The sequence below is a fragment of the Paenibacillus sp. 2KB_22 genome (assembly GCF_052115745.1).
GTDB lineage: Bacteria > Bacillota > Bacilli > Paenibacillales > Paenibacillaceae > Paenibacillus.
Genome location: NZ_JBFRHG010000002.1, coordinates 646,295 through 660,839 on the forward strand (window position 1 = coordinate 646,295; position 14,545 = coordinate 660,839).

Below are 14,545 nucleotides of genomic sequence, written 5' to 3' on the forward strand. Positions count from 1 at the left end.
CCTCTCTCATGTAAAACGCCCCATATTCCGTGGATTCACGGTACAACAGCATGCTGTACAGCCTATTCGGATCTTGTCATTGGATGTTCAAGATCCACATGGCCCATCAGACTCTCGGTCTGCTGACCATCCACCAGTAAATCAAGTGATTTTACTTCATCAAACTGGAAGAACGTTTGTTTTAAAGCATCCAGCGCATAAGACTCTCCACCTGCTCCAAGACGTGCCGTATCTGGCATGTGAATATCCAGCGTAAGAGCTCCATCCTTGAACTGAACAGACTTCAATTCAATGTCCTTAGACCACAGCGGAACAAGTTTAGCATCTTTGCTCTGTTGCAGTGATTCAAAGGCAGCCTTGTATTTGGCATCATCCGATGCGTATGAAATCTCTGCCGAAGCTTTGTGCAACTCCAGTTCTTCTTCATCCGTATAGAATACAGTGATCGTTTTCTTTTCATTACTTTCGGAAGTTGTTGGCGTGTCCGTAGACGTTTCGCTTGGCGGAGTAGTTGTAGTCGTTTCCTCCGAACTGCCTTCCGTGGATTCTGTTGGTGTTGTGTTCTCTTCTGGTTCAGCAGTTACCGGTTCGGTAATTGTTTCGCCTTCAACCTCGGTCACATTGTTTTCAGTTCCTGCGCCTTGCGTCTGATTCGGAGCAGCTGTTGGCTTGCTTCCACATCCAGCAGCTACTGCCATAACCGTTACCAGCAAGGCTGCAATCCATATTTTCTTGTTCATTCTAACTCCGCCTCCTCAACATAAGGGCTTGTCCCTTATTTAATTCCCAGATACTCCTTGATTCCTGCAACAATACCTTTGGCAACACTGTTCTGGAAACTCTCCGTGAACAGGGCTGCTTCGTCGCTCTTATTGCTAAGGAATCCACCTTCCAGCAGAACTGCTGGCATTGTCGTTTCACGGGTAACATGGAGACTTGCCGTTTTCACTCCACGATCTTTCAGTCCGGATGACTGCAAAAGATACTTGTGCATCACTGTAGCAAGTGCTTTACTGTTGGAGCGTGTATAGAATGTCTCTACACCGTTCGCAGCAGTAGGGCCACTGTTAGCATGAATGGAGATGAAGATATCCGCTTTTATGTCTTGTGCAATCTTCACACGTTCTTTCAATGCCAAAAATGTATCATCGCTGCGCGTTAACACAACGTCAATTTTGGATTCTTTTTTCAACAAGGCTTCCACTTTCAGAGCCATTGCCAGATTGAAGTCTTTTTCACGTTTACCAGTTACACCGATTGCCCCAGGATCCTGATCTCCGTGACCTGCATCGATAACGACAACTTTTTTGCCATTATTCCCAACGGGAGGAGCAGGTGTACCACTTTGATTGTCGAGGTTAATCATGATCAGTCCGGAATCATTTTGCACACTGTACCCTTTCGAACTGGACAGATCGATCACAAAACGAACTGTGGATGGACTGTTGCTGTATAACGAGTAACGAATCTTAGACACATCCGGATAGCCGCTAACGACGAGTTGTCCATTCTGGTTGCTGTCTAGAGCCTGTCCTTCACTGAATGAATCAGCAAATGCGGTATTCGGCAAGTCTATAACGATTCGATCTGGTCCTGTCATCGTGAAGACGTTCGGCTTCGTACTTCCGCTTGTTGCTATCATGAGGCGGTTGTCGCTGAAGCTGATGCCGTTCACCAGTACAAGACCTTCCTGATCCGATCCTCCGCCTTCATTGCCAGAGTTCGGAGGTGTGGTTGTCCCGTTTCCGGAACCTGAATTCTGGGTAACTAATGTTACCGTCTTCGTGGTATTGTTCCAACCCACCTTAAGACCCATTTCCTCACCAATAAATCGGAGAGGTACGAGCGTAGTACCATTTTTAACGAGTGGCGGGGCATCCAGGTTTACGTTACTGCCGTTCACCGTTGCCGTCTTCTGTCCAACAATCATCTGCATGGCAGTGTTGTCTTTGCTGATAGTCACCGTTTGCGTTTGCTGCTTCCACTCCACGCTATATCCAAGATTTTCGGACACAACCCGGATCGGGACCATCACCTTGCTGTTGATAATTTCCGCTTTTGCATCCGATGGTTGTACGATTTCTTTTCCGTCTAGGATAATTTTCGTGTCTGTTGCTGCGTGACTATAGCCCGGGAATACGAGCCCAAAGACAAATAACAGTACCAAAAAACCGAACTTCTTCATCCTTCACCCCTACCATTCTCATATTTTTTTGCCGCATGTTGTCATTTTCCAACTCCGACTGACCGTTTGGGCATTACCAGACACCTATTAGACGCCCCTCGCTCTCAAAAGTTGCGAATATATTCCAACATAACAGAAAAAAAACGTTGTCAGATCAAGCTTTTTTTACATTTTAATGTCTTATTTTTTCCTTATTTATCAAATATACATCTCTAAACAACGTACTACCCTAACCTTCATATTTGCGCACAATTCACTTTACAGTCCCAAAAATTTCAACAATTCCGTCCACAATCGCCTGTGCACATTTGTCCTGGTATTCTTCTGTGAGCATGACTGCTTCATCTGAAGGGTTACTTAAAAAACCTAATTCAAGTAACACAGCAGGCATGGTTGTTTCACGGGTCACATGTAGACTAGCCGTTTTAACCCCACGATCCTTGAGTCCTGTTATTGGCAAGACATATTTGTGAAGAGTATCAGCCAAAGTCTTGCTTTCCTTGCGACTGTATAGCGTTTCAACGCCGTTAGGTACGGGTGTTGTGAATTTGTTTCCATGAATGGATACAAAAACATCTGCCTTATTCAATTCAGCAATATCCACTCGCTGTTTGAGTGAAAGCTCTGTATCATCCTGGCGTGTAATGACCGTTTGAATATTTTGGTATTGTTGAAGGATCGCCTGTACCTTCAGCCCTACAGCCAGATTGAAATCCTTCTCATAAGCTCCTGACAAACTTACTGCACCAGATTGACGACCACCATGTCCTGGATCAATGACCACAATGGTTTTGCCATCATTCGTAGGTACTGCCGGTTGGCTTGTGGGTTCTCCACTCGTTGCTGTCAGGTCAACAAGCAAGACATTGTTATCTCCAACAGACCATTTGGCTGTAGCCGTCTGACTCAGATCCAGAACGACACGCACGGTAGAAGGCGATTTACTGAACATGGCATACCTGACTTTGGAAACTAATGATGAATCCGTAACGAGAATCTGTCCACTGCCATCCGCGTTAGAGGCTTGTCCCTGAATGAATTCCTGAGAGAATGTGGCTGAAGGCAGATCAACTATAATACGGTCTGGCCCGCCTATACTGGATACTTTGGGACTGATATTCCCGTTTGTTGCTACAATCAACCGATCTCCGCTGAAGGTGATCCCTTGAAGCTCTGTCAGACCATCCGGGACAGGAGCCTCGACGGGGTCACTGTCACCTTCCGTTCCGACTACGGGAGGAATACTAAATAGGCTTACTGTCTTGGTTCCATTGTCCCAACCAACACGCAGACCCATGCCTTCCCCAACAAAGCGTAACGGAACAAGCGTCGTTCCCTGTTTGATCAGTGGAGGCGAATCCAGATTCACCACGTTTCCATTCACTGTAGCTGCATCTTTGCCAGCCGTCATTTGAATTGTGCTGTTTCCTTTTTGAACCTGGACTGACTGAGTTGCCTTCTCCCACTTCACCTTATAACCCAGATTCTCGGATACAATTCGAATCGGAACCATGACGGTCTTTCCAATATTTTCGGCAGGTGCTCCCGTCTGCTGATTAATGGTTACACCGTCGAGTACAATCGAGGGAGTGGTGTCTGCATGGGCCATGACTGGAAATAAACATAGGAACAGAAGAAAAACGACTGCTGCCGACCATTTTTTCATACCTCATCCACCATTCTTTTTGTCTTTTGAACATCCGACCTGATTCTCTGCAGCGTAACATCAATGGCGCTATGTAGCCTTCCATAATCTACTAATCAGTTTATCAGATATTGTCTGATCATCCGGTTACAACGTTGTCATATTTAGTCGGAAACAGAGTCGCAAAAAGGTTACTTTCTCCATTCGTCTAGTTCCCGAAATCATATGGAAATTACATTCCTCATCCATTTTTGCTATGCTGAGTTCAAATACTTGATTACAGGAGATTGAGACTTAATGCCTAAAATACTGATCGTGGACGATGAAGCAGATCTTCGAAAGCTACTGACTGATTATTTTGAAATTAACGGATATTCCGTGATGACGGCCAAGGACAGCCGGGAAGCGCTGCGGAAAGTGGAAAAAAAGCCCGATCTCGTTTTGTTAGATATCAACATGCCTGAACAGAACGGCCTTCAATTATGTGAGAAAATTCGGGACTTCGTCTCTTGCCCGATCTTATTCTTAACGGCCCGAATCGAAGATGCTGATAAAATAGCAGGTTTTCGTGCCGGAGGCGATGACTATATCCTGAAACCTTTCAGCATTCGCGAGTTGGGCGCCAGGGTCGAAGCACATATACGCAGGGAACAACGAATCCAAACTAAATCTTCGGTAAGGTTTAACAATGAATTGGTCATTGATTATACGGCCAGGGAGCTCTACTACCTGGATAAGCGAATTTCACTGCCCAAAAAAGAGTTTGATATTGTCGAATTGCTGTCCACGCATCCTGATATGGTGTTTGGAAAGGAACGCATATACGAAAAGATTTGGGGCATGGACGAGCAAGGCGACAGTAACGTGATTGCAGAGCATATCCGGCGAATTCGCTACAAATTAAAGGAATACGGCTGTGATAATCAAATCGAGACCGTTTGGGGAGTAGGATACAAATGGCCAAGTTCATGACTAGACTCCTGTTTTTAAAGCGATTGTCCTTACTGCACTCTTTTATGCTGTTGTGTGTGGTCACACTCGTTGCCGTGCTGGCCGTTATAACTATGGAGTTTGCTTGGGCGGAGAAGCTGCGGCTACGTTTCGGAGAAACGGATTGGGTGATGCCCTCCCTCGTCACGGCGGTTCTGCTCACCGTAGCGAGTGGAATTGTCACAATGGCCGTTCTATTTTACAGATGGAAGCTAAAACGTCCGCTGGAGCTATTAAAACGAGCATCCGAGAACATTTCAGCCAACGATCTAGATTTCCGCATTTCCTATGACAGCCAGGATGAGATGGGCGAGCTGATCGCGCTATTTGAAAACATGCGCTCACAATTGGAAAAAAACCTCAAGACACTTTGGCGTTCGGTTGAAGAGCGCAAGCAGATCAATGCTATTTTTGCCCATGATCTGAGAACCCCCCTGTCCGTGTTAAAAGGAAACGCCGAGCTTCTCGCCACCTATCTTCCCGAGAAGAAGTTGTCGGAAGAAAAGGTGCTCGACCTGATCCATACTATGAACATTCACATCTTGCGTCTGGAGAGTTATGCAGAGGCCATGAACTCCATTCAGAGGCTGGAGGATGTGCCGTTGAAAATCCAATCGATGGATACGATCTCATTGACGGCTTTGCTGGACGGCAGCGCTGAGCAAATCGCGAAACAGTACGGTATACGTTTCGTCTCTTCCGTGGAATATAATAATGCCTCAGTGCATGTAGATCCCTATCTCGTCATGCAGATTTTCGAGAATATAGTGGCTAATGGGGCAAGATACGCAGCCAGTCAATTAAACGTTCACTATGACGTGCAGGGGGGCATTATGAAGATTACCGTCTCCGAGGACGGTCCTGGTTTCTCTGACGAGGCCCTGAGTAAGGCTATACTCCCTTTTTACCGAGGCGAAGTATGGGATGCGAGTGAACATCGCGGGCTGGGCCTTTACGTTTGCAAGGTGTTTTGCGAAAAACATGAAGGTAGTCTTCAGATTGCAAACGGTCCTAACGGAGGTGGAAGCGTGTCGGCAAGTATTGGGACGCAAGTTGATAAATAGTTGAAAATGATCTGATAACATCTCCTTATCTTGAATTCGAGGAGTGTTATCATGCTAAAACTGAAAAAAATTATGTATATCACAATTAGCTGCTTGTTGTTATGTATCGCGTGGGCGAACCCCTTATCCGCCAATGAAGCCAGAGACAGGACAGAAGTTCTGCAGGAGATCGATGAATATATGAATCGGAGCATGAAGGCCAATCACATTAAGGCTGCTTCGCTGGCGATTGCCAATAACGATGAGGTCTTTTACGCAAAAGGCTACGGGACATTTGCAGATGGCCAGAAGGTTACGGGCATCACCCCTTTTCCCATTGCTTCACTTAGCAAGTCCTTTACTGCATTGGCCGTTCTGCAGCTGGTGGACAAGGGTCGGATCAACTTGGATGCTACTTACGCTTCCTATTTTCCAGAGCTTTCTCCACAGGATCCCCGCGTTCTTGACATCACGGTCCGTCATTTACTGAATCAGACGAGTGGTCTCAATGACAAGATAAATCCCGATATGACAAAGACTCCGCAATTCCAATCACTGGCGGAAGCGAACCAATTATTAAACACGGTTCAACTTGCCCATATCCCCGGAACGGCCTACAGCTATCATAATCCTAATTACGTGCTGCTGGCGAACCTCGTGGAAAGTGTTAGCGGAGAGCGCTTTTCAGATTACCTGAAAAAACATATTTTTGAACCGCTAGGAATGAATCATACCTTCAGTGTCAGTACAACGCAGCAGTTCTATGAGAATAATACTATCCCGCTAGGACATTACCTGAGTTTGGGACGCTCTATAAGTCAATCCGAACCGCTTTGGTTCATTGAGGGCCCCGCCGGCATCGTTTCAACTGCAGAGGACATGTCCCTTTGGATGCTTTCCCAATATCACGGCCGCCTCGTTTCCCCTGTGCTGATGAAACAATATCATTCCGCAGGAGATATCAGTTCATACGGCATGGGCTGGCTTGCAAACCAAGATGCGTCTAGCGGCCAAACGATCTCCCACAGCGGCATTTTCTGGACCTACAAGTCAGAAGAACTGGTTTATTTGAACGAGCAAATGGGCATTGCCGTAATGTTTAATTCTGGTATAAACGCTTATGTGAATTACTCGGCATTTATTGATGGAATAGCAGATATTATAAGGGGGCAGGAAGCCCAAACCTCTTTTGTAAACGGTCGGAATATGGAAACGATTATGATTGCGCTGATCATCGCTACGCTTGCATGGGGCATCGACGCCTATTTTCGCATACTTCGGAGCAACCAACGCCTAACGATTAGCAAATTGATTCTGATCACAGTCGGTAGACTGATCCCGGTTCTAATTCTCTTGTCTCTGTTCCCATTGGTTACATTTATCGGCGGAGGACGTGTGCTGCCATGGTTTGGTATCTGGACTACCCTATCTACTACAATCATATGGCTTATGGTATGGTCACTTGTGAATTTCGTGCATTCGGCTTGTTATATCTATGTCTATTTTCAGAATACAAAAAACGACCCTTTGAATTTACCTCAGTAATCTATTTTTAGGTTCATCTATTTAGTCGACTGTTGATTGTATCTGTTGAAGTATTCGACCAAAAAAAATGAGAAGTTCTATGTATAGGTGACTCATTAAGATATTTTAGCTTCTGAAATTACAAAAAAAAGCTTCTGTCTCATCCATAGGAACCAAGGTCCCTTTGGCGAGGCAGAAGCTTTCTGCTGTACGCTAATTTAGCGATTAACCGAACAGTTTTGCCGCATGACGTTGCTCATACGCAGCGATTTCGTCATCATGTTGAAGAGTGAGACCGATATCGTCCAGTCCTTGCAAAAGGAATTGACGACGATGCTCATCCAGATCAAAATCGATATGCAGTCCGTATGCATCAGTAATCGTTTTGTTTTCCAGATTGACATTCATCTCATAGCCTTCATGTGTAGCTGTACGTTGGAACAAGTCTTCCACTTGCTCTTCTGACAACTTGATTGGCAAGATCCCGTTCTTAAAGCAGTTATTATAGAAGATATCTGCAAAAGATGGAGCGATGACACAACGGAATCCATAGTCCATAATTGCCCATGGCGCATGCTCACGGGAAGATCCACAGCCAAAGTTGGCACGTGAGATCAGGATGGATGCCCCTTCATAACGAGGTTTGTTCATTTCGAAGGAGGCATTATTGTTGCCCTCTTCATCAAAACGCCATTCATAGAACAAAAATTGTCCAAATCCGGTACGTTCAATCCGTTTCAGGAACTGTTTCGGAATGATTGCGTCTGTATCTACATTGACCCGGTCTACCGGTGCAACGATGCCTTGTAATGTTTTGAATTCTTCCATATTAAACGTTCTCCCTTCTGTCTGTTATAGATTAGATCGCTGCTTCCGTTTTGAAATTCCAGTCCCGTACGTCCACAAAGTGACCCTTAACCGCTGCTGCTGCTGCCATTGCCGGAGATACCAGATGTGTACGTCCTCCGCGTCCTTGACGTCCTTCAAAGTTACGGTTGGACGTCGAAGCACAACGTTGTCCTGGCTTCAATACATCCGGGTTCATCGCCAGACACATGCTGCATCCCGCATCACGCCATTCAAATCCGGCTTCCGTAAAGATTTTATCCAAACCTTCTTGTTCAGCCTGAATTTTAACACGTCCTGAGCCTGGTACAACAATTGCTGTAACCTGACTGGATACCGTGTGACCTTTAGCCACTTTTGCAGCTGCACGCAGATCTTCGATCCGACCATTGGTGCAAGAACCGATAAATACATAATCAATTGGAATCTCGGCAATTGGTGTTCCCGGCTCAAGTCCCATATATTCAAGCGCTTTTTCAGCCGCTTTGCGTTCGTTTTCTGTAGGCAATTCAGCCGGAACAGGAACTTTCGAAGAAATGTCGGTTCCCATGCCAGGGCTTGTTCCCCAAGTTACTTGCGGAATCAATGTCTCCACATCGATTTCAACCACATGGTCGAACTCTGCACCTTCATCGGTTACAAGCTGTTTCCAGCCTGCTACAGCCTCATCGAACTTCGCACCCGCTGGTACGTATTCACGTCCACGCAGATATTCAAATGTTGTTTCATCCGGAGCGATCAATCCTGCTCTTGCTCCACCTTCGATGGACATGTTACAGACCGTCATACGCTCTTCCATGCTCAACTCACGGATGGATTCACCTGTGTACTCAATAACATAACCTGTTGCAAAGTCTGTACCGTATTTAGCGATGACTGCGAGGATCATATCCTTCGCGGTTACACCCGGGTTACGTTTGCCGACAAAACGAACTTCCATTGTTTTAGCTTTCGCTTGTTGCAAACATTGAGTTGCCATAACGTGCTCAACTTCACTTGTTCCGATTCCGAATGCCAGTGCGCCAAACGCACCGTGTGTGGAAGTATGACTGTCACCACATACAATCGTTTTACCCGGGTGAGTCAGACCCAGTTCAGGTCCCATAACGTGCACAACGCCTTGATCAATGGTGTCCAGATCATACAACTTCACGCCGAAATCACGGCAGTTTTGCGAAAGTGTATCAATTTGTTGTTTGGAGATTGGATCTGTAATGTTGAAGCGGTCTTTGGTTGGAACGTTGTGGTCCATTGTTGCAAATGTTAGCTCAGGGCGACGAACTTTACGTCCACTCAGACGAAGTCCTTCAAATGCCTGCGGAGAAGTTACTTCGTGCACCAGATGCAGATCGATATACAGAATGCTTGGTTTGCCTTCTTCTTGATGAATTACGTGATTTTCCCAAATTTTCTCAAACATCGTTTTTTTACTCATCATTTTCACCTCATCATAAGTTCGGTCCTTGGAAGAGCCTCTGTTTCCTTTAAAAAGTGAAGCTCTTGAATGACATAAATATATCACCCCGTCCTTCATTGTTCCAAGATATAATATCTATAGATGTAATAGGTTTAACCTATAATGAGAGAAAGACAAATAAACCACTGCTCATCGCAGAGGTTTCAATTGATAACAATTATCATTATCATATACGTCTTATAGTACGTTCCCGCTTCGTCGCTGTCAATGTTTTTTATCTGGAACATAAAAAAACAGCCCTGAATCCAGAGCTGCTTTCCTAGTTTCTGTTATGAAATGAAAATTATCATATCAACGCCTTTTATGAGAATGGTCCTACCACTGTATTACAAACCGTTATTCGCAATCACATCTTTGTACCAGCAGAAACTCTTCTTGCGTTTTCTCTCCAGTGTTCCATTGCCGTCATTATCCTGATCTACATAAATAAAGCCATATCTTTTCTCCATCTCTGAAGAAGAATAACTGATCAGATCAATCACTCCCCAACTGGTATAGCCCAGCAGTTCAACACCGTCTAGAATTGCCTCATGCATCTGTTCAATGTGAGAACGGAAATAATCGATCCTATAATCATCCTGAATGCTGCCATCAGATTCAATCGTGTCTACCGCTCCAATTCCATTTTCAACGATAAACAAGGGCACCTCGTAACGGCTGTACAGTTCATTCAGTGAGATGCGCAGACCAACCGGGTCAATCTGCCAGCCCCAATCATTGGTTTGGAGATACGGGTTCTTCACCCCTCCAGTTGTATTGCCGCTCACCTGCTCCAATCGGTCGCCATCCACACTTGATACCAGGGACATATAATAACTGAATGAGATAAAGTCCACAGTGTGTATTTTCAGAATCTCTTCATCCCCCTCAAGCATATCGAGGTTAATTCCTTTTTCGGCAAAAAATCTCTTCGTAAAGTAGGGATACGCACCACGTACCTGTACGTCCGTAAACATAAGATTGAATTGATTATCCCGGGAAGCAACGAGTACGTCTTCGGGATTACATGTATGAGCATACGTCGTCAGTTTGGTAAGCATACATCCGATCTGGGAACCGGGAATGATCTCATGACAGTATTTCACTGCGAGCGCACTCGCTACAAATTGATGGTGCAACCCCTGATATACGGCCTGCTCCACATTTTCGAAACGCTCCGGAACAATACCACCACTCGTAAACGGATGACGAACAATGCTGTCAATTTCATTAAATGTAATCCAATACTTCACTTTGTCCTTATAACGGGTGAACACGGTTTTGCAAAAGTGAACAAAATACTCGACGACTTTCCGATCCGTCCATCCACCATGGTAATTCACCAGATACATCGGCATTTCATAATGGGACAACGTAATCAAAGGTTCGATCCCTTGTTTCAGCATGCCATCAATAACACGGTCATAGAACTGCAACCCGGCTTCATTCGGCTCTGTTTCGTTGCCATTCGGGAAAATTCGGGTCCAAGCAATGGATAAGCGCAACGTTTTGAGTCCCATCTCCCCAAACAGGGCGAGATCCTCCTCGTAACGGTGGTAGAAATCAATGCCTCTGCGTTTCGGATATTCTCTGTCCGAGGTAGAATCCATCGCAGCCTTGATCTGTTCTTCATTGATCGCATTATGTTTTTTATACTCACTCTTGGCTACACCTTTTCGGTAGATAGCAATGTCGGCTGTAGATAGACCTTTGCCATCCACATTCCACGCTCCTTCTGCCTGATTGGCAGCAATCGCTCCTCCCCATAGAAAATCTTCTGGAAACGTTCTTGTTGTATTGGTCATTGTGTATTCCTCCTTGGATTATCTCTCTGACTCTTTCATTCTTGCTCAATTGCGACTCATGACCCGATTGATATGAATAATCAGATACATCATCTCTTCATTGGAGATCGTATGTTCAAACCGGGCTTCAATATAATCCTTGATTAGCAGTACGCAGGCTTCTTCCTGCGGGTATTTATTCGCGATCTGCTCAAAGAGCTCATGATCCTGTGTGTTTAATGTTTTATGCTCAAAAAGCCGTTGAATAAAAAATTGCAAATGGGTCAAAAAACGTGAATAGTTGATGCTGTGTGTGTCCAGTTCCACTTGATAGTGAATTTTGATAATATTGAGTACATCCTTAACTGTATTGGTCATCAGCATGACCTGATTCATATTGTCATCATTCTGCTGCGCATTAACGAGATGAAAGGCAATATTCGCTGCTTCCTCTTCAGGCAAGGAGAGACCCAGCTGTTTTTGAATGAGAGACAGGCCATGCAACCCGATACTGAACTCCTGCGGATAGAATTTCTTCACTTCCCACATCATTCGGTTCTGGATCGTCATATTTTCCTTGAATCGCTTCATGGCCATATACAGGTGATCCGTTAATGCGACGTAGAGATGATCACTCAGATGGCGGGACAATGTATGTTTTGCATGGGAGATGATTTCATCAGCCAGAATCAGATATTCTTTTGGCGTTTCCTTCATTAGGGCGGTGAGATCGGAGGAGATCGTTTCATTTTCAAGGACATAGATCTTTTCAATCTCATCCTCGCTCACGACATCTCCGGGTTTGCTCCTGTAGCCGATGCCCTTTCCCATCACAATAATTTCCTTGTCATCCTCACTACGTCTGGCAAGAACAATGCTCGAATTCAGTATTTTTATGACTTCCATATCAGGCTGCCTGCCTTTCATTCGTATTTCAGCGAGTTATAACACCGTAATTAACGGTTTTTCCGGTCCAGTCATTGTTGATGATTCATTGCCCAATACCTCCAGATAATTCGAGGAATTGGTTACAATTACAGGGGTCGTGGTGTCATAACCTGCGGCTTGTATGGCTTCAAGATCAAATTCGATCAGGAGCTGACCATGGGAGATCTGTTCTCCCTCGTTCACTTTCACATCAAAATGCTGACCTTTGAGTTTCACCGTATCCAAACCTACATGAATCAGAAGTTCTACCCCCTCTGCCGATCTCAGACCGATGGAATGCTTGGTACGGAACACCGTCTCAACGGTACCATCAAACGGGGCGAACACCTTGCCAACACTTGGCTGAATGGCCATACCTTGTCCCATGGCTTCTTGCGAGAAGGCTTCGTCCTTCACCTCTCTTAATGGCAGAACTTTACCTTCCAATGGAGCAAAAATAATTTTTTTCGATTTGATCCCCTTAGAAGCCTGAATATCAGATTTTCCCTCTACATTGGTTATGGCACTACTTGTTGCTGAAACAACATCCTCAAATCCAATGATATATACTGCAACAAATGTGATTATGGAGGAGATCAGCATGGTGATGATCGCATAAATGATGTTCATATGATCTTCACTGATAAACATAGGCATGGATGCAATCCCTGGTCCCACGGCCGCATAAGCCTTAAGATTCACAATACCTGCGAATAATCCCGCGACTCCCGCACCGATCATACAAGCAACTAACGTTTTCTTAAGCCTTAAATGTACACCGTAGAGTGCTGGCTCTGTGATACCGAATACGCCAGAAATCCCTGCAGACAAAGCCACTTGTTTAAACTTCGTATCTTTAGTTTTGAAAGACACCGCCAGTGCGCCTGCTCCCTGTGCCATATTGGAAGCTAACATCGCGACCAACACCAGTGTCTCGTATCCAGGTGAAGCCAGTGCTGCGAAAATAATGGGATAAAATACTTTATGCATACCGAACATGACAATTAGAGGCATCAAAACAGCCATAATAACAACAGTCAACCATCCAATTTTGTCCTGAATCCAATAAATCATGTTCGACATTCCCGTTCCGAGATACATCCCCAGAGGTCCAAGTACAATCAAAGCGACTGGAGCAACAATTAAAATAACAATCAACGGTTTAAGAAAAATTTTAACCGGCCCTGGTGAGATTTTGTCCGCGAAACGTTCAATATAAGACATGAACCAGACCGTTAAAATAATCGGTACCACGGACGTCGCATATTGGACGGAAGCAACAGGTATACCAATAAAGGACACCGGATCCTCACTGCCAAGCAGACCAATCATATTAGGGTGTAACATGATGCCACCGAACAGAACGGCAACAAAAGGGTTGGTTTTGAATTTATTCGCACTGGAAAAGGCCAGTAGAATCGGTAAAAAATAAAAAGCCGCATCAGACATCACACTTAAAATAATATACGTCTGGCTCTCTTTGGACATTAAGCCAGTCACAGTGGCTAGCAGCAACAGGGCCTTGAGCATCCCCGAGGCAGCAATGGCTGGAATAATCGGCTGGAATATACCTGCAATGACACTGGCAAAGATATTAAATAAGCCTTTAGGACTGTAATCCGTTTTTTTCTTTTCCTGAACCTCGTCTGATTGCTGGGTATCCACCATCTTGGCAAGTTCGTTGTACACGTACCCGACATCATTACCGATAATCACCTGATATTGACCACCGCTGTTCACCGCACCAATGACGCCATCCAGTCTTTTGATCTCATCGGTCTTCGCTAAATCGGAATTCTTTAATGTAAGCCTGAGCCTTGTCGAACAATGAATAGCTGTGTTGATATTATCATTACCACCTACAAGCTCCATAATCGATTGTGCTAATTGTTTGTGATTCATGGTATACCTCCGCCATTTCTTCTTGATGGGAACAAAAAAAGACCTAAAAAGGGTAGGAAAAAGAAACTCTTCCCACCCAATCTAGGTCTTGCCTGCCGAACAGTAACACGCCATCGTTGGATGAACTTTTATTCAATTATATGAACGAAAAATATGGACAATTAGAATGTATGAGTACTTAAGCTTGAAACAAGCACACATGAAAACGTTGATTTTGTTTCACCCGGGTAAGTGGTTATCTTA

General features: G+C 44.8%; 11 protein-coding genes. 3 read left to right on the plus strand and 8 right to left on the minus strand.

Going from position 1 to position 14,545, the window contains the following annotated elements; translation table 11 throughout:
* Positions 1-62: 62 nt before the first annotated feature.
* From AB4111_RS13780 to AB4111_RS13790, 3 genes are all read right to left on the minus strand, one after another.
* A complete protein-coding gene (locus tag AB4111_RS13780; protein WP_442032061.1) occupies positions 63-740 on the minus strand; it encodes a GerMN domain-containing protein in 678 nt (225 codons plus the stop codon).
* A gap of 35 nt (positions 741-775) precedes the next feature.
* The gene (locus tag AB4111_RS13785) at positions 776-2,185 is read right to left on the minus strand and encodes an N-acetylmuramoyl-L-alanine amidase (RefSeq protein ID WP_442032062.1); all 1,410 of its coding nucleotides are present in this window, start codon (positions 2,183-2,185) and stop codon (positions 776-778) included.
* Between the two features lie 253 nt (positions 2,186-2,438).
* Entirely contained in the window at positions 2,439-3,851 is a 1,413-nt protein-coding gene (locus AB4111_RS13790; RefSeq protein WP_442032063.1) for an N-acetylmuramoyl-L-alanine amidase, read from the minus strand.
* 276 nt (positions 3,852-4,127) lie between these two features.
* On the opposite strand from AB4111_RS13790, the gene AB4111_RS13795 reads away from it, so the two are divergent.
* The 3 genes from AB4111_RS13795 to AB4111_RS13805 are packed head-to-tail and all read left to right on the plus strand — an operon-like array spanning position 4,128 to position 7,408.
* Positions 4,128-4,802, plus strand: coding sequence for a response regulator transcription factor (locus AB4111_RS13795; protein ID WP_442032064.1), 675 nt, complete (start codon positions 4,128-4,130; stop codon positions 4,800-4,802).
* A complete protein-coding gene (locus tag AB4111_RS13800; RefSeq protein ID WP_442032065.1) occupies positions 4,787-5,884 on the plus strand; it encodes a HAMP domain-containing sensor histidine kinase in 1,098 nt (365 codons plus the stop codon). Before AB4111_RS13795 ends, AB4111_RS13800 begins: the two co-directional genes overlap by 16 nt.
* Positions 5,885-5,935: 51 nt before the next feature.
* Positions 5,936-7,408, plus strand: a complete 1,473-nt coding sequence (locus tag AB4111_RS13805; protein ID WP_442032066.1) for a serine hydrolase domain-containing protein — start codon at positions 5,936-5,938, stop codon at positions 7,406-7,408.
* 204 nt (positions 7,409-7,612) lie between these two features.
* Here the strand turns inward: AB4111_RS13805 and leuD are convergent, their stop codons facing one another.
* The 5 genes from leuD to AB4111_RS13830 all read right to left on the minus strand — a co-directional run bounded on the left by leuD (position 7,613) and on the right by AB4111_RS13830 (position 14,302).
* Positions 7,613-8,215 carry a 3-isopropylmalate dehydratase small subunit gene (leuD, locus tag AB4111_RS13810; protein ID WP_091028995.1) on the minus strand — a complete coding sequence of 201 codons (603 nt, stop codon included), beginning with the start codon at positions 8,213-8,215 and terminating at the stop codon, positions 7,613-7,615.
* Between the two features lie 31 nt (positions 8,216-8,246).
* On the minus strand, positions 8,247-9,668 hold the full coding sequence (gene leuC / locus AB4111_RS13815) for a 3-isopropylmalate dehydratase large subunit (RefSeq protein ID WP_339308556.1): 1,422 nt from the start codon (positions 9,666-9,668) through the stop codon (positions 8,247-8,249).
* Positions 9,669-10,036: 368 nt separating this feature from the next.
* Positions 10,037-11,494, minus strand: a complete 1,458-nt coding sequence (locus tag AB4111_RS13820; protein WP_442032067.1) for a glycoside hydrolase family 1 protein — start codon at positions 11,492-11,494, stop codon at positions 10,037-10,039.
* A 45-nt stretch (positions 11,495-11,539) separates the two neighbouring features.
* Positions 11,540-12,379, minus strand: coding sequence for a BglG family transcription antiterminator LicT (gene licT, locus AB4111_RS13825; protein ID WP_442032068.1), 840 nt, complete (start codon positions 12,377-12,379; stop codon positions 11,540-11,542).
* Between the two features lie 36 nt (positions 12,380-12,415).
* The gene (locus AB4111_RS13830) at positions 12,416-14,302 is read right to left on the minus strand and encodes a beta-glucoside-specific PTS transporter subunit IIABC (protein WP_442032069.1); all 1,887 of its coding nucleotides are present in this window, start codon (positions 14,300-14,302) and stop codon (positions 12,416-12,418) included.
* Positions 14,303-14,545 lie beyond the last annotated feature (243 nt).

Bases quoted from the DNA above. Each gene is read 5' to 3' on its own strand.
- AB4111_RS13795 (WP_442032064.1), top strand. From the start codon at position 4,128: ATGCCTAAAATACTGATCGTGGACGATGAAGCAGATCTTCGAAAGCTA.
- AB4111_RS13805 (WP_442032066.1), top strand. From the start codon at position 5,936: ATGCTAAAACTGAAAAAAATTATGTATATCACAATTAGCTGCTTGTTG.
- AB4111_RS13785 (WP_442032062.1), bottom strand. From the start codon at position 2,185: ATGAAGAAGTTCGGTTTTTTGGTACTGTTATTTGTCTTTGGGCTCGTA.
- AB4111_RS13790 (WP_442032063.1), bottom strand. From the start codon at position 3,851: ATGAAAAAATGGTCGGCAGCAGTCGTTTTTCTTCTGTTCCTATGTTTA.
- AB4111_RS13820 (WP_442032067.1), bottom strand. From the start codon at position 11,494: ATGACCAATACAACAAGAACGTTTCCAGAAGATTTTCTATGGGGAGGA.
- leuC (WP_339308556.1), bottom strand. From the start codon at position 9,668: ATGAGTAAAAAAACGATGTTTGAGAAAATTTGGGAAAATCACGTAATT.
- licT (WP_442032068.1), bottom strand. From the start codon at position 12,379: ATGGAAGTCATAAAAATACTGAATTCGAGCATTGTTCTTGCCAGACGT.
- AB4111_RS13780 (WP_442032061.1), bottom strand. From the start codon at position 740: ATGAACAAGAAAATATGGATTGCAGCCTTGCTGGTAACGGTTATGGCA.
- AB4111_RS13800 (WP_442032065.1), top strand. From the start codon at position 4,787: ATGGCCAAGTTCATGACTAGACTCCTGTTTTTAAAGCGATTGTCCTTA.
- AB4111_RS13830 (WP_442032069.1), bottom strand. From the start codon at position 14,302: ATGAATCACAAACAATTAGCACAATCGATTATGGAGCTTGTAGGTGGT.
- leuD (WP_091028995.1), bottom strand. From the start codon at position 8,215: ATGGAAGAATTCAAAACATTACAAGGCATCGTTGCACCGGTAGACCGG.